General features: G+C 60.9%; 14 protein-coding genes. 9 read left to right on the top strand and 5 right to left on the bottom strand.

Features of this window, described 5'->3' with window-relative positions; translation table 11 throughout:
- Nucleotides 1–94: 94 nt before the first annotated feature.
- A complete protein-coding gene (locus tag ACQRAX_RS08300) occupies nt 95–358 on the bottom strand; it encodes a DUF3077 domain-containing protein (RefSeq protein WP_412038854.1) in 264 nt (87 codons plus the stop codon).
- Between the two features lie 11 nt (nt 359–369).
- Here ACQRAX_RS08300 and ACQRAX_RS08295 point away from each other — a divergent pair, with 11 nt between their 5' ends.
- Nucleotides 370–507, top strand: coding sequence for a hypothetical protein (locus tag ACQRAX_RS08295; protein WP_412038855.1), 138 nt, complete (start codon nt 370–372; stop codon nt 505–507).
- Between the two features lie 416 nt (nt 508–923).
- Here ACQRAX_RS08295 and cadR read toward each other — a convergent pair whose 3' ends face one another.
- On the bottom strand, nt 924–1,367 hold the full coding sequence (gene cadR / locus ACQRAX_RS08290; protein ID WP_412038856.1) for a Cd(II)/Pb(II)-responsive transcriptional regulator: 444 nt from the start codon (nt 1,365–1,367) through the stop codon (nt 924–926).
- A gap of 82 nt (nt 1,368–1,449) precedes the next feature.
- Between cadR and ACQRAX_RS08285 the strand changes: the two genes are divergently transcribed.
- From ACQRAX_RS08285 to ACQRAX_RS08255, 7 genes are all read left to right on the top strand, one after another.
- Entirely contained in the window at nt 1,450–3,684 is a 2,235-nt protein-coding gene (locus ACQRAX_RS08285; protein ID WP_412038857.1) for a heavy metal translocating P-type ATPase, read from the top strand.
- Between the two features lie 7 nt (nt 3,685–3,691).
- A complete protein-coding gene (locus ACQRAX_RS08280) occupies nt 3,692–4,561 on the top strand; it encodes a LysR family transcriptional regulator (RefSeq protein ID WP_412038858.1) in 870 nt (289 codons plus the stop codon).
- Between the two features lie 179 nt (nt 4,562–4,740).
- A complete protein-coding gene (locus ACQRAX_RS08275; protein ID WP_412038859.1) occupies nt 4,741–5,805 on the top strand; it encodes a putative 2-aminoethylphosphonate ABC transporter ATP-binding protein in 1,065 nt (354 codons plus the stop codon).
- Between the two features lies 1 nt (nt 5,806).
- Nucleotides 5,807–7,531, top strand: coding sequence for a putative 2-aminoethylphosphonate ABC transporter permease subunit (locus tag ACQRAX_RS08270; RefSeq protein ID WP_412038860.1), 1,725 nt, complete (start codon nt 5,807–5,809; stop codon nt 7,529–7,531).
- Between the two features lie 40 nt (nt 7,532–7,571).
- Nucleotides 7,572–8,597 (top strand): putative 2-aminoethylphosphonate ABC transporter substrate-binding protein, encoded by a 1,026-nt coding sequence (locus ACQRAX_RS08265; RefSeq protein ID WP_412038861.1) that lies wholly within the window; start codon nt 7,572–7,574, stop codon nt 8,595–8,597.
- A gap of 100 nt (nt 8,598–8,697) precedes the next feature.
- Entirely contained in the window at nt 8,698–9,825 is a 1,128-nt protein-coding gene (locus ACQRAX_RS08260) for a TIGR03364 family FAD-dependent oxidoreductase (RefSeq protein ID WP_412038862.1), read from the top strand.
- 10 nt (nt 9,826–9,835) lie between these two features.
- Nucleotides 9,836–10,390: a phosphonate degradation HD-domain oxygenase gene (locus ACQRAX_RS08255; protein ID WP_412038863.1), complete on the top strand. Its 555-nt coding sequence runs from the start codon at nt 9,836–9,838 to the stop codon at nt 10,388–10,390.
- Here ACQRAX_RS08255 and ACQRAX_RS08250 read toward each other — a convergent pair.
- Nucleotides 10,373–11,737 carry a GTPase/DUF3482 domain-containing protein gene (locus ACQRAX_RS08250; protein ID WP_412038864.1) on the bottom strand — a complete coding sequence of 455 codons (1,365 nt, stop codon included), beginning with the start codon at nt 11,735–11,737 and terminating at the stop codon, nt 10,373–10,375. The two genes, ACQRAX_RS08255 and ACQRAX_RS08250, sit on opposite strands and share 18 nt — an antisense overlap.
- Entirely contained in the window at nt 11,730–13,121 is a 1,392-nt protein-coding gene (locus ACQRAX_RS08245; RefSeq protein ID WP_412038865.1) for a DUF2868 domain-containing protein, read from the bottom strand. The genes ACQRAX_RS08250 and ACQRAX_RS08245 overlap by 8 nt, the downstream gene beginning before the upstream one ends.
- A gap of 63 nt (nt 13,122–13,184) precedes the next feature.
- Between ACQRAX_RS08245 and ACQRAX_RS08240 the strand changes: the two genes are divergently transcribed.
- Complete coding sequence (locus tag ACQRAX_RS08240; protein WP_412038866.1) at nt 13,185–13,703, top strand: dihydrofolate reductase; 519 nt, start codon at nt 13,185–13,187, stop codon at nt 13,701–13,703.
- 80 nt (nt 13,704–13,783) lie between these two features.
- Here ACQRAX_RS08240 and ACQRAX_RS08235 read toward each other — a convergent pair whose 3' ends face one another.
- Nucleotides 13,784–15,175 carry an L-cystine transporter gene (locus ACQRAX_RS08235; RefSeq protein ID WP_412038867.1) on the bottom strand — a complete coding sequence of 464 codons (1,392 nt, stop codon included), beginning with the start codon at nt 15,173–15,175 and terminating at the stop codon, nt 13,784–13,786.
- Nucleotides 15,176–15,300 lie beyond the last annotated feature (125 nt).

The raw sequence follows: 15,300 nt of genomic DNA, 5'->3' as shown, positions 1-15,300 counted from the left end.
CCCAACAATAGAGAAAACACAGCAGAGCACGTAGGAATGGTCTGAAAGCGGTAGGCTGTTCAGTGGGAGTGGGCTTGCCCGCTCCCACCGGGGGTCAACTCTTCTTCATCCCCAGCCCCACATCATCAATGATCGCCTTGGCGAATTCGTTCAGAAAATAAGCGGCCCACATCATCTCGCCGTCTTCATCCAGGAGCCCCGCCTCTATCAGCTTGTGCACACAACCCATCACGGTTGAGGCTTGTTCCAGCGCGTAGTCACACGGCACGCCTGGCGCAATACGAAATAGCCCCATCGGTGATTGCTCGCTGCGGATGAAATCCACCACACCTGCCGTCTTGCCGGTCTCCATGCTCATGGCTTGACTCCTTGCAGCTTGCACAGCGCATGCTCAACCAGCGCCCTGGCCATATCAGCCGAATACAGCACATTCACCAGCATGCTTTGGCCGGGTTCATTGGCGTGGGCGCGGCAGAATTCGTCGGTGGTTTCGTGGATGCCGCGTAGTAGTTCGCTGGCGTAAGCCAGGGAGTCTGAAGGGATCAGGTCACTGTGGATGGAGAAGTAGGGGGTGGTGATGAGGGGACGTGGTGGGTCAGGAACAATTTTTTTTCATGGTTTAACTCCCAGTCGATTTAGGAGCCTCCACCTCAATCCTTCTCACAAGATTGGGTGGCAGCTGCACGCGGGGTGAGAAACCGAGGACATAGGAAACTCGGCCAGACCGAGGTCTGCCCGCGCACAGCCGCCATAACTGGCTGCTCTAATGTCATCGGGTTTCTCACGCCCGGCCGCCAAAAATGACGACCCGAGGAAATTAGCCCTGATGCATTTTCTCAACAACAGAGAAAAGGCGGCAGTGTGCGTAGGATAGTTCCGAAAGTGTCTAAATCCGAAATTTTAGATAAATTCGCTGGAACCCATTAGTGACCATGGCTCCTACCCACATGCGAATGCTCCGCCTCCGGCGCTGTCACTGCGCCATTGACCTCCAGGTGCTGGAGGATCGAACACTGCACCTCTTTGGGATGGCAATGCTGGCGTAGCTCCAGCAGTTGCGCCTGCAACGCCTGCAACCCATCAATACGCGCATTGACGTGCTGAATATGCTCGTCGATCAGCGCATTGACGCTTTCACACTGATCCTCCGGGCTGTCACGCAGGCGCAGCAGGCTGCGGATCTCTTCCAGGGTCATGTCGAGGGTGCGGCAGTTGCGGATGAAGGTCAGGCGCTCAACATGAGCCTGGGTGTACATCCGGTAATTACCCTCGCTACGCGCAGGCTCCGGCAGCAGGTTTTCCCGCTCGTAGTAACGGATGGTTTCCACCGCGCAGTCGGTGGCTTTGGCCAGTTCGCCGATCTTCATCTGCAAATACCTCGACAGGTTGCTTGACCCTATAGTGGCTACAGGGTGTTCACTTGGCAACAGGACATTTAGGGATGAACCTATGAACCAGCCTGTTAGCCACATCCACGCTAAAGACGACCACGGTCATGACCACGCCAAGCATGCACACAGTTGCTGTTCTCACGAGGCCGCGCCGTCGTTGGTGCAGTTCGGTGATGCTGCCAGCGACAATGCGCGCCTGAGCCGCTTCCGCATCGAGGCGATGGATTGCCCGACCGAACAGACCCTGATCCAGAACAAGCTGGGCAAACTGGCGGGGGTCGAACAGCTTGAATTCAACCTGATCAACCGCGTGCTCGAAGTCCGCCATACCCATGGCGACACTTCGGCGATCGAACAGGCAGTGGCCTCGTTGGGCATGCAGGCCGAACCCCTGAACGACACCAGTGAGGAGCCTGCATACACGCCAACACCTGCAAAAAAACACTGGTGGCCCCTGGCGCTGTCGGGGGTTGCGGCGATTGGCGCTGAAGTCATTCACTTCGCCGCGTTGGGGCCTTCTTGGGTCGTGGCGCTGGTCGCTCTGGTATCGATCCTCAGTTGTGGTCTGGGTACCTACAAGAAGGGCTGGATCGCCCTGAAGAACGGCAACCTCAACATCAACGCGCTGATGAGCATCGCCGTGACTGGCGCGGTGCTGATCGGTCAGTGGCCGGAAGCGGCTATGGTCATGTTCCTGTTTACCGTCGCCGAGTTGATCGAAGCACGCTCACTGGACCGTGCGCGCAACGCGATTGGCGGGTTGATGCAACTCACGCCGGATATGGCCACTGTGCGACAAGCCGACGGTCAATGGCATGAAGTTGAGGTCAAGCAAGTGGCGCTCGGCGCGTTGGTACGGGTGCGCCCAGGCGAACGTATCGGCCTGGACGGCGAGGTGGTCAGTGGCCAGTCGAGCATCGACCAGGCGCCGATTACCGGTGAGAGTCTGCCAGTGGAGAAAGGCCCAGGCGATAAGGTTTTCGCTGGCACCATCAACCAGGCTGGCGCTCTGGAGTACCGAGTGACGGCAGCTGCCGGGCAATCGACTCTGGCGCGGATCATCAAGGCGGTGGAGGAAGCTCAAGGCGCCCGTGCGCCGACTCAGCGCTTTGTCGATCAGTTCTCGCGCATCTACACCCCGGCCGTATTTGCCTTTGCGCTGGCCGTTGCGGTGATTCCGCCATTGTTCATGGCTGGCGCCTGGTTCGACTGGATCTACCGCGCTCTGGTGCTGCTGGTGGTTGCCTGCCCTTGTGCCCTGGTGATCTCCACCCCGGTGACCATCGTCAGCGGTCTGGCGGCTGCAGCGCGCAAAGGTATCCTGGTCAAAGGCGGGGTTTACCTTGAAGGTGGGCGCAAGCTCGACTTCCTGGCGCTGGACAAGACCGGCACCATCACCCACGGCAAACCCGTGCAAACCGATCATGTGGTACTCGAACCGCTGTTCGAAGGCCGTGCACAGGCGTTGGCGGCCAGCCTTGCCGAGCGCTCCGATCACCCGGTGTCTCGTGCCATTGCGGTGTTCGCCGCCGGGCAGCAACTGGCTTTCAGTGAGGTAACTGCCTTCGAAGCCCTGGCCGGCCGTGGTGTGCGCGGTGAAATCGACGGTGAGCTGTACCACCTGGGCAACCACCGCCTGGTCGAAGAGCTGGGCCTGTGCTCGCCGCAGCTTGAAGCACAGCTGGATGCGCTGGAGCGCCAGGGCAAGACCGTGGTGCTGCTGCTCGACAAGTCCGGCCCGCTGGCCCTGTTCGCGGTTGCGGACACGGTGAAGGAAAGCAGCCGTGAAGCGATTGCCGAACTGCATGAGCTGGGTATCAAGACTGTCATGCTCACCGGCGACAATCCCCATACTGCTCAAGCGATTGCCGCGCAGGTTGGCATTGATCAGGCCCATGGCAATCTGCTGCCGGCTGACAAGCTCAAGACGATCGAAGACCTGTACGCTGCAGGGCATCGAGTGGGAATGGTTGGCGACGGGATCAACGACGCCCCGGCATTGGCCCGCTCGGAGATTGGCTTTGCCATGGCTGCTGCTGGCACCGACACGGCAATTGAAACCGCCGACGTGGCGCTGATGGATGATGACTTGCGCAAAATCCCGGCGTTCGTCAGGCTCTCCCGCGATACTGCGGCGATCCTGACCCAGAACATCGTGCTGGCGCTGGGGATCAAGGCGATATTCCTGGCGATCACCTTTGCCGGTATGGCAACCATGTGGATGGCGGTGTTCGCCGATATGGGCGTGAGTTTGTTGGTGGTCTTCAACGGCCTGCGCTTACTGCGAAAATAGAGGATGTATGTTGAGTTCCGAGTTGAAAGCCTTCTACATGGTTGCCCGCCTGGGCAGCATTACCCTGGCGGCGAAGAAACTCGGGCTCAGCCAACCGACAGTCACCACGCAGATCCGCAACCTGGAAAGCCAGTATGCGGTAGAACTGTTCTACCGCGGCGGCCGACGCCTGACCCTCAGCGATGACGGCACGCGGCTGCTGCCGATGGTCAAGGCGTTGCTGCAGCAGGAAGCCGATATCGAGTTCTTCCTACGCAACAGTGGTCAGGCGCAAGGCAGCTTGCGCATTGCCGCGACCGCGCCGTACTACATCCTTGATCTGGTGAAGATCTTTCGCGAGCGCCTGCCGCAGGTCGAAGTCTCGGTAGAAATCGGCAATTCCCAGCAGGTGCTGGAACTGCTTGAGGACTATCGCGTAGACCTGGCGGCTTCGTCACAACTGGTTGAAGACGCTCGTTTGGTACGCCGCGTGCTAGGCACCGACCCGTTGGTGGTGGCGGTGCATCGCAATCATCCATTGGCCAGCCGTGAATCGTTGCCGCTCTCTGCGTTGGCCGGGCATTGCCTGTTGGTGCGTGAGCAGGGTTCGACCACACGCAAATTGACCGAGCAGATGCTCGATGAGGCGGGGGTCAAGGTTGGCTCGATTGTGGAAATCGGCAGCCGTGAGTCGATTCGCGAAGCAGTGTTGCGCAACATCGGTATCAGTCTCATTGCCCGCCATGAAGTGCCGCATAACCCTGAATTGCGGGTGCTGAGCCTGGAGAATGCGCCGGTGATGCATGAATACCTGTATTGCCTGAAAGAGCGGCGGCAGGCGCGCTTGCCGGCAGCTTTTCTCGGTTTAGCGCAGGAAGTGGCGGCGGTTGAGATATAGCAGGGCAGGCGCTTTGCACCCGCTCCGATGACAAGGCCAGCTCCTAGCGGTTCTGCGATGCTTCCAATGGGCCACACCAAAATCTGCCTATACCACTATCACCATCTTTTGCTTCCTAGCCACAGAACCTTCGCATTAGCTCCCTAGCATGACCCTCATTCGTTCAATGAGGTCCTGCCATGAACACGCCGCTCGCAAACCCTGGCGCACAAATGAAAGTGCGCGGTATCCACAAGCGCTTCGGCGCCTTTACCGCCTTGCAGGATGTCTCCCTCGACATCGCCGCCGGTGAGTTGGTGTGTCTGCTGGGCCCGTCCGGCTGTGGCAAGACCACGCTGCTGCGCTGTATCGCCGGCCTGGAACGCCAGGACCGGGGGACCCTGTATATCGGTGATCGTGATATCTCCGATCTGCCACCTCAAGCCCGTGACTACGGCATCCTGTTTCAGTCCTATGCGTTGTTTCCGAACCTGACGGTCGAGGCCAATATCGCCTACGGCCTGGCAGGTAGCGGTCGTGATGAAGTGCGCCAGCGCGTGGCACAAATGCTGGAGCTGGTCGGTCTATCCGGCAGCGAGAAAAAGTACCCTGGCCAGCTTTCCGGTGGTCAGCAGCAGCGGGTAGCCCTGGCGCGCGCCTTGGCCCCAGCGCCGTCCTTGCTGCTGCTCGACGAGCCGATGTCGGCCCTTGATGCCCGTGTTCGCGAGCACCTGTGCACGGAGCTTCGCCAGTTGCAGCGCCAGTTGGGCATTACCACGTTGATGGTCACGCACAATCAGGACGAGGCCATGCTCATGGCCGACCGCATCGCGGTGATGAACAACGGTCAGGTCGAGCAATACGCCACGCCTCAGGACATCTACGACAAGCCCGCCACTCCGTTCGTGGCCGAGTTTGTTGGCCAGGGCAACTGGTTACCGTTCCAGCGTCACAGTGACAGTCATGCTCAAGTCGGTGCGCTGAACATGCGTCTGGCCGAGGGTGCCGGCCAAGCCCGCAGCGGTCGTTTGTTCTGCCGCCCCGAAGCGATTAGCGTCAACCCGCCGGTGCATGAAGAAAACCTGTTCCCGGCACGGGTACGTGAGATTACGTTCCTCGGCAACCGCTGCCGCATGAGTTTCGAGTTCAACGAGCTGCCAGGCCATGCCCTGTTGGCCGAAGTCGCTCCTGAGTCGATGCCGCGCCTGGGCTCCCAGGATATCTGGGTGGCCTTGCCACCGCGCAGCCTGCAGGTGTTTGCCTGAGATGGCCGCGCCAATGGCCATGCCGATCGCACAGGCGAAGGCAGCACAGCGCTCCGGCGCTTCACTGGGTGATCGATTGTTCGTGGTCGGCGGTAAATGGCTGCTGCTGCTCCTGCTGACCGTCGCGGTGTTGATGCCGCTGCTGGCGATCTTCTGGCGTGGTTTCAGCAGTGATGCCGGGCAGGGCGGTGGCTTGGTTGCCGCGCGCGAACTGTTTGCCAGTGCCAACTTTCACTGGTTGCTGGGCAATAGTCTCAAGGTGTCGCTCAGTGTTGCTGCGATCGTTGTGCCGCTGGCCTATCTGTTCGCCTATGCCCTGCAACGCACGCTGATCCCCGGCAAGCGTATCTGGCGGGGTATCTCGCTGCTGCCGCTGTTGGCACCTTCAATGTTGCCGGCCATTGCGCTGGTTTATCTGTTCGGTAACCAGGGCCTGCTGCGCGGGCTGCTCAGCGACAATATCTATGGCTTCTGGGGCATTGTCCTTGGTGAAGCGATCTACACCTTTCCCCATGCGTTGATGATCCTGCTGTCGGCACTGTCGCTGGCTGACGCGCGCTTGTTCGATGCCGCATCGAGCATGGGCGCCGGTCCTTGGCGCGCGTTCCACAGCATTACCTGGCCGGCTACGCGGCAGGCGGTGTTCGCCGCGTTCTGTCTGGTGTTCACCCTGACCATCACCGACTTCGGTGTGCCGGTAGTGGTTGGTGGCGACTATCAGGTGTTGGCGCTGGAAGCCTACAAGGCCGTGGTCGGGCAGCAGCAATTCGGTCGCGGTGCATTGATCGGCATGGTTCTGTTGGTACCAGCCCTGCTCAGCTTTACCGTCGATGCCTGGCTGCGTCGACGCCAGGGTGACTCAATGAGCGGCCGTGCCCAGGTGTTTCTGCCGCAGCCGTCGCGCCGTCGCGATGCCTGGTTCCTGGCGATTGTGCTGATGGTCTGCGCGGTGCTGCTGTTGGTGGTAGGCATGGCGGTGTACTCGTCGCTGGTGACCTTCTGGCCCTACAACATGACCTTGTCGCTCAAGCACTATCAGTTCGACGAAACCGCCGGTGGCGGCTGGCTGGCCTACACCAACAGCCTGACCATGGCGCTGGGCACGGCGTTGATCGGCAGCGCAGTGATCTTCACTGGCGCCTACCTGATGGAAAAGACCAAGGGCCAGCGCTCGCTGAACCTGGTGTTGCGTTTGCTCAGCTTCGTGCCGATGGCGGTGCCGGGTTTGGTATTGGGCCTAGGTTACGTGTTCTTCTTCAACCTGAGCAGCAACCCCCTGCACATTTTCTACGGCAGCATGGCGTTGCTGGTGGTGTGCACCATTGCGCACTACCTGACCACCGCAAACATGACCGCGACCACCGCCCTGCGTCAGCTCGATGGCGAATTCGAAGCGGCTGCGCTGTCGCTCAAGGCACCGCTGTACCGCCACTTTCTGCGGGTCACCGTACCGATCTGCCTGCCGGCGTTGCTGGACATCATTCGCTACTTGTTCGTCTCGGCAATGACCACCGTGTCGGCGGCGATCTTCCTTTACAGCCCCGACACCATCCTCGCCGCCGTCGCCGTATTGAACATGGACGATGCTGGCAACGTCGGCGGTGCGGCAGCGATGTCGACCCTGATTCTGCTCACCAGCGCCACCGTTTCACTGCTCCTGGCCTGGGCCTCGCGTGGCCTGCTGCAACGTTCTCAAGCCTGGCGCCAGCGCGCGCCGGGCCAATGATTGCCTTACCCAACCCTGTACTGTTCAAAGGAACCGCACCATGTTCAAGCCACTTGCTCTTGCCGCTGCCGTCCTCACTGCGTTCAGCCTGCAGGCCACTGCCGCCGAGACTCAGCTGACGGTCTACACCGCGCTTGAAGCGGAGCAACTGAAGAGTTACAAGCAGGCCTTCGAAAAGGCCAACCCGGATATCGAGATCAAGTGGGTACGCGATTCCACCGGCATCATCACCGCCAAACTGCTGGCCGAAAAAGACCGTCCGCAGGCTGATGCGGTGTGGGGCCTGGCCGCTTCCAGCCTGGCGATTCTCGACCAGCAGGGCATGCTGCAAAGCTACGCGCCGAAGGATCTGGACAAGATTGGCAGCAACTACCGCGATGCCGCCAACCCACCGGCTTGGGTCGGCATGGATGTCTGGGCGGCGACCATCTGTTTCAACACCATCGAAGCCGAGAAGCAGGGCCTGACCAAGCCGGTGAGCTGGCAGGACCTGACCAAGCCTGAGTACAAGGGCAAGATCGTCATGCCTAACCCGGCGTCGTCCGGTACTGGTTTCCTCGATGTCAGTGCCTGGCTGCAGACCTTCGGCGAGAAACAGGGCTGGCAGTACATGGATGACCTGCACCAGAACATCGGCCAGTACGTTCACTCCGGCTCCAAGCCGTGCAAGTTGGCGGCAGCCGGGGAGTTCCCGATTGGTATCTCTTTCGAGTACCCGGCTGTGCAGCTCAAGCGCCAGGGCGCGCCGCTGGACATCGTTCTGCCGAAGGAAGGCCTGGGTTGGGAAATCGAAGCCACTGCCGTGCTCAAGGGCAGCAAGCATGAAGACGCGGCCAAGCGCCTGGCCGACTTCTCGGCTAGCCCGGCGGGAATGGAACTGTACAAGGAAAACTTCGCCGTACTCGCCCAGCCGGGGATTGCCAAGCCGCAGACCGAACTCCCGGCTGACTACGAACAGCGCCTGATCAAGAACGATTTTGCCTGGGCCTCGAAGAACCGCGACACCATCCTGGCCGAATGGCGTAAGCGCTATGACGGTAAGTCGGAGAAGGTAGCGCAGCAGTAATACCGGGTTGGCTTCATCGCCGGCAAGGCCGGCTCCTACAACGATTTCTGTGGGAGCTGGCCTTGCGATGAGGCCGCTGCAATTTTTGAAGGAATCTGAGATGACCGATCTACTGATTGTCGGCGCCGGCATTCTTGGCCTTTCGCATGCCTACGCTGCTGCCCGCCGTGGCCTCAAGGTGCGGGTATTCGAGCGCACCGCCACCCCTCTTGGCGCGTCGGTACGCAACTTCGGCCAGGCACTGGTCACCGGCCAGCCACCGGGCGACATGCTTGAGCTGGCCAAGGCCAGCCGCGGGATCTGGGCGCACTGGTCGCGTCAGGCCGGTTTCGAATTGAAGAGCAATGGTTCGCTGTTGTTCGCACGCACCGCCCTTGAACAGGAGCTGCTGGAAGCTTTCTGTGCCGAGCGGGCTGTGGAACACGGCTACAAGGTCGAACTGTTGTCAGGCGCTGCCCTGAATGACCTGTATGGTGGCCAGTTTCGCCATCATCGCGCTGCTTTGCGCGGTTTGGATGACCAGCAACTGTACTTCCGCGAAGCTATCCCGACACTGATCCGTTTCCTGCAGCAGGAACTGGATGTGCAGTTTCATTTCTCCACCCTGGTGCGCGATATCCAGCCTGGAAAAGTATCGACCACCGCTGGTGATTTCAGCGCCGGGCAGATCGTGGTCTGTTCTGGGCATGACTATCAGACCCTGCTCGCCGAGCCTATTGCCACGCTGCAGCCACAGGTCTGCCGCTTGCAGATGCTACGTGCACGCCCACGTTTCAAGCTGGACCTGCAACATGCGCTGCTGACGGGGCTCAGTTGCGTGCATTACGGCGCTTTCGCCGACCTGCCGCAGGCACAAGCACTCAAGGCGCAACTGCAGAGCAACAGCCCGCATCTGATGGAACACGGTATTCACCTGCTAATCAGCCCTACGCCCCATGGTGAACTGATCATTGGCGACTCCCATGCCTATGGCAGCGATCCTTCGCCGTTCAATGCCGAGCAGGTGGACAACTGGATGATCGAGCTGGCCGAACACACCCTCGGCGGTCGTATCGAGGTGGTCGAACGCTGGCAAGGCGTCTATGGTTCTGGCGGTCCCGGAGCGTTTTCGCTGTTGCAGGTGGCGCCAGGCGTCAGCGCAGCGTTGATGCACAGCGGCGTGGGCATGAGCGTCGGTCCGGCGCTGGCTGAGCGGCATGTCGCTCGACTGTTTAACGACATTGTATGAGGGGATAACAATGAGAACGGCCGAACAGGTTGTCAGCGAACTCTTCGCCCTGTACCAGCAGCACGGCGATGAAGATTACATCGGCGAGCCGGTTTCACAGTTGGAGCACATGTCCCAGGCGGCGCAGTTGGCCCTGGACGAAGGCTTTGATGATGAAGTGGTGCTGGCGGCATTCTTCCATGACATAGGCCACATTTGCGGCGGCGCTGAAGGTGACATGGGGGGTTACGGGGTAGTCAGCCATGAAAAGGTCGGCGCTGAGTACTTGCGCCGCTGCGGTTTCAGCGAACGTCTGGCGACCCTGGTGCAGTACCACGTTGAGGCCAAGCGGTATCTGACGCTGCGTAAACCGGGTTACTACCAGCGCTTGAGTGAGGCCAGCCGGCGCACGCTGGCATATCAAGGTGGGGTGATGAGCGACGCCGAAGCCGATGCCTTCGAGCGTGACCCGCTGTGCAGCGTGAGCCTGCGCATGCGTGAGTGGGATGAGCTGGCCAAGGAGACGCATGTGCCGGTGATTGACCTGGATGTGCTCAAGGCTAAGGCCCTAAAGCTCCTGCACTAACAAGTCGATCTGCTCCTGGCGCTCAGCCTGATTGAGCCGGGCCCCTGGATTGAGCGACGACCACTGCGGATGCGCGCGCGCTTTGCTCAACGCATCCGGCAGCTTGCCTTCACGCCAGCTCTGCTCCTGCGGCGCGCTTAGCTTGATCCGCTCCATCGCCGCATGACCGCGGTTGTCCAGCGCCTGAATCAACTGATGCTGACGCAGGGCTAACAGCCGTAGCACGCCGTCATCCACGGTTAGTTCGCGTTGCCCCTTGAGCTTGCCGAGCAGCCGTGAACCGTAGCTGCGCGCGGTCTGCAATGCCCCGCCGGCTATGGCTCCAGCCAGCGCCGCAGCGCCCAGGGTCAGACCGCCGACCAGCAGATCGACACCGGCGCCCGCCGCCGCACCGGCGGCCACTCCGCTGCCAAGGCGCACCCCCAGCAGTTTGAGCGTCTCGGGATTAAACAAATCATCGCCCCAACGCCCATCCAGCAGCGGCAGTTCGCTGGCACTGGCATCGTCCTTGCGAAAAGCGTACAGCTTGAGCAAGGCCTCGACGCAGCGTTGTTCTCGCTGGCGGACGTCTTTGCGCAAGGCCTCTATGGCCACAGCTTCGGCGCCAGATTCCGCCATTACGCTGCGTCGACAGGCAGCGCAATCGAGCAGCAGTTCGGCAATCAGGCGTTTTCCGCTCAGTTGGCGGGCCTGGCGCTGAGCCTGCTGGTCGTCGATCAGCCGCTGCAATGCCGGGCGAGACTTTTCCAGCATCAATGCCAGGCTTTCGTAGAGGCGTCGTTCGCCATCTTCCGGTGGTGCGACGCTGTCGAAACGCACCAGCGCATGCAACCCCAGGCGGGCCAGGGCTTCGCGCCAGTCAGGCTCGCGATGGTCGCTGCTGGCGACAAAATTAAGCACTGGCAGCAGCGGCTTGCCGCAGCTGGCGAGCACTTCCAGTTCATCCCGGTACTTGGCCAGCACCGGCTCGCGGGCATCGATGACATACAGCCCGGCATCGCTGGCCAGCAGCTGGCGCAACACCTTGGCTTCCTGTTCGAAGCGTTGGCGCGCTTCACTGCCTTGCAAAAAGCGCTCTAGCCGAGCCGGGCCGTCGAGGCGCTCGCCTGGCCGCTCCAGGCGTTCGAGGTAGTCGAGCAGGGCAATGGCGTCTTCCAGGCCAGGAGTGTCGTAGAGCTCGAGCAAAGGTTCGCCGTCGACCGACAGCCGTGCGCCTTCAACATGGCGCGTTGTGCTCGGCCGATGGGACACTTCACCAAAGCCGACATCGCGAGTCAGGGTGCGCAGTAGCGAAGTTTTGCCGACGTTGGTATGGCCGACCACGGCCAGTTTCAGCGGCTTAGTCATGGCCATGCTCCAGCCAGGTCAGTGGGGCGCTGTCGGCATAGTGCAAGCCGAGCTGCTCAAGGGCCTGATGCCAATCACCCAGGCGGTCGGCGTCCAGCGCCTGGCCGGGCAGCGCTTGCAGCAACCAGATCCGCGTCTCACCGGCATTGCGCGCAAGTTCGGCGAGCAGTGCCAAGCTACCGCGGTCGGGTGAGCGGCGCGGGTCGCAGGCAATGGCCAGGCGCGCTGGTGGGAAGCGGCTGAGCTGCTCAAGCAGCTTGTTACGTGATTCACGGCTGTCGAGGATGCCAGCATCGCTGACGGACTTTGGCAGCGTCGGTGGCCAGGGTCGCGTGTCATCCAATTCAAGACCGACCAGCAAAGCGCCATTACTGTGTGTGTCGCCGATGCCGCGGATGATCTGTGGCAAGGCATCGGGCGCCGCGTCGTTGATGCCCAGGCGTTCGCTACTGGGCATCAGCGCCTCGCGCAGTTGGCTGTAGCCGGGCAGGTTGAGGTCCAAATGTAAGCGCTTACGGCCGCTGCGCCAGCGCCATAGGCACAGCGCCGCGAGCGCCAGGCGCGGGAAGATGCCAAACACCAGCAACACCCCGAGCAGCCAGCTGGCCCAGGCTTGGCGAGCCAGTTCCAGGGCGGGTTGGCTGGCGCCACTGGCGCGGATCATGGCGATGTCAGGCACATTGAAACCGAGCAGGGCTGGCACAGCGCCGAGGGCTTTGGTCAGTCCGACGAAGGTGTCGGCGCCGAGGATGGTGGTCTCCCACACGAAGCCATAACGGCGGGTGGCGAGCAGCACCAGCAGCATCACCAGCGCTGTACTCAAGGCCACCAGCCACAGGCCATGTACCAGCAGGCCAAGCAGCCAGCGGTTGAGCTTTTGCCGTTGCAGCAGGACCAGCAGGGCGGGGGCTAAATGCGCGGCCTGGGCATCGCGGGCGAATTTCTCACTCAGCCACAACCACAACTTGCCCAACGTTGCGCCTTGCTCGCCTGCAAAGAAAAAACCCAGAGCCCATCCCAGCAACAACACCAGGTTCAAACCCAGCAGGCTACCCAGGGCCCAGAACACATTGACCGGGCGTTGGCTGTCACCCAAGGCGGCCAGGGCCAGGCCAGCGCCGCTGACAACGGCCATCACTAGCAACAGCGCCAGCGCCAACCGTGCACCTTGCTTCCAGTGCTGCAGGGCACTGCGCATGCCGTCGCGTTCGGCCAGCCATAAAGCACGCTGTTCGATGCGCGTTGGCAGATCGCCGCCCAGTTGGCGGGCACGGCGATTGGCTTGCTGATCCTCCAGGGGGCCTGCATGTTCCTCGCGCAGGCGTACCGCTTCAGTGAGCCAGCGTTTGTCCAGGTCTGTCAGTGCAGTCACACGGTCTTCCATTGATCAATTCAGCTCAAAGCATAACCCAGGCATCGAAGATCGGGCTTTGCTATCCTCGCCGACATGAAAACATCACTTCCCCTCAGCCTGATCGCGGCGCTCGCCGAGAACCGCGTAATCGGCATCGACAACAGCATGCCCTGGCATTTGCCGGGGGATTTCAAATATTTCAAGGCGACTACGCTGGGCAAGCCGATCATCATGGGCCGCAAGACCTGGGATTCGCTCGGCCGGCCATTGCCTGGGCGCTTGAACCTGGTGGTCAGCCGCCAGTCTGGGCTGCAGCTCGAAGGTGCCGAGGTGTTCGCTTCGCTGGATGAGGCGATGGTGCGCGCCGAACAGTGGGCGCTGGCGCAGGGTGTTGATGAGCTGATGCTGATTGGTGGTGCGCAGCTGTATACCCAGGCGATTGAGCGTGGCCTGGCGGACCGCTTGTACCTGACACGAGTGGAGCTGAGCCCGGAGGGGGATGCGTGGTTTCCTGAGTTCGATTCGGCGCAGTGGAAGTTGGCTTCGAGCCAGGAGAATCCGGCAGAGGGAGAGAAGCCGGCGTATCACTTTGAGGTTTGGGAGAAAGTCTGACGTTGGAAGCGTAGAAAGGCTTTGCCTTCCTTCGCGGATAAATCCGCTCCTACGGTTGTTTGCAGGAGCGGATTTGAATCTCAACTATGGCTCAGCTCGGCATGCTCGTCAGTGTTCAACGTCTGACGATCAGTCTGTTTGAGCATCTGGCTGGTAATCGCCCCTGCCGTCATCGAACCATTGACGTTCAACGCTGTACGGCCCATGTCGATCAGCGGTTCAACCGAGATCAGCAAGGCGACCAGTTCCACCGGCAAGCCCATGGCCGGCAGCACAATCAGCGCAGCAAAGGTCGCACCGCCACCGACACCGGCCACACCGGCCGAACTCAGGGTCACGATGGCCACCAGGGTTGCGATCCACAGTGGGTCGAGCGGGTTGATGCCTACGGCCGGCGCTACCATCACCGCCAGCATCGCCGGATACAGGCCGGCACAGCCGTTCTGGCCAATGGTCGCACCGAACGAGGCAGCAAAGCTGGCGATCGACTGTGGAATACCCAGGCGACGGGTTTGCGCTTCAATGCTCAGCGGGATGCTGGCAGCGCTGGAGCGGCTGGTGAAGGCAAAGGTCAGTACCGGCCAGACCTTGCGGAAGAAGCGCAGCGGGTTGACGCCGCTGATCGCCAGCAACACACCATGCACCACGAACATCAAGCCCAGGCCGATGTATGAGACCACGACGAAGCTACCGAGCTTGAGGATGTCGTCCAGGTTCGAGCTGGCGACCACCTTGGTCATCAGTGCCAGGACGCCATACGGGGTGAGTTTCATCACCAGACGCACCAGGCGCATGACCCAGGCTTGCAGGGTGTCGATGGCGGCCAGGGCGCGGTTGCCCTTGTCCGCGTCATCCTTGAGCAACTGCAGGGCAGCCATGCCGAGGAACACGGCAAAGATCACCACGCTGATGATCGACGTCGGTTTGGCTCGGGCTAGATCGCCAACTGGGTTGCTCGGAATGAACGACAGCAGCAACTGCGGGATATTCAGGTCAGCGACCTTGCCCACGTAGTCACTCTGGATCGCCTGCATCCGTGCGGTTTCGGCGGTGCCGGCCACCAGGCCTTCGGCAGTCAGGCCGAACAGGTTGGTCAGGGCAATACCGATCAGTGCAGCAATGGCCGTGGTGAACAGCAGGGTACCAATGGTCAGAAAGCTGATCTTGCCCAGTGACGAGGCATTGTGTAGACGGGCCACGGCGCTGAGGATCGAGGCGAAGATCAGGGGCATGACGATCATCTGCAGCAATTGCACATAACCGTTGCCGACCAGATCGAGCCAGCTGATGGTGGCTTTGAGGATCGGGTCGCCAGCGCCATAAATGGCGTGCAGGGCGGCACCGAACAGCACGCCGAGCACCAGGCCGACCAGGACCTTTTTGGCCAGGCTCCAGTTGCCATGACGGGTTTGTGCCAGGCCTAGCAGCAATGCCAGGAACGCCAGCAGATTAAGTGACAGCGGCAGATTCATTGGAGCTCCAGAGAAAAAGCGGGGCATCGCCTCTGTGTGCGATTGCGAACAGAAATGCTAACAGCATGAAAACGAACGAATTTATATCAAAAGGTAATTTGCTTAGTTGTTTTTGGAATAAGTCG

The organism is Pseudomonas sp. UM16, assembly GCF_050312595.1.
Taxonomy (GTDB): Bacteria; Pseudomonadota; Gammaproteobacteria; order Pseudomonadales; family Pseudomonadaceae; genus Aquipseudomonas.
Note: the sequence above shows the minus strand (reverse complement) of the source record. Positions and strands in the feature narration are given on the sequence as shown.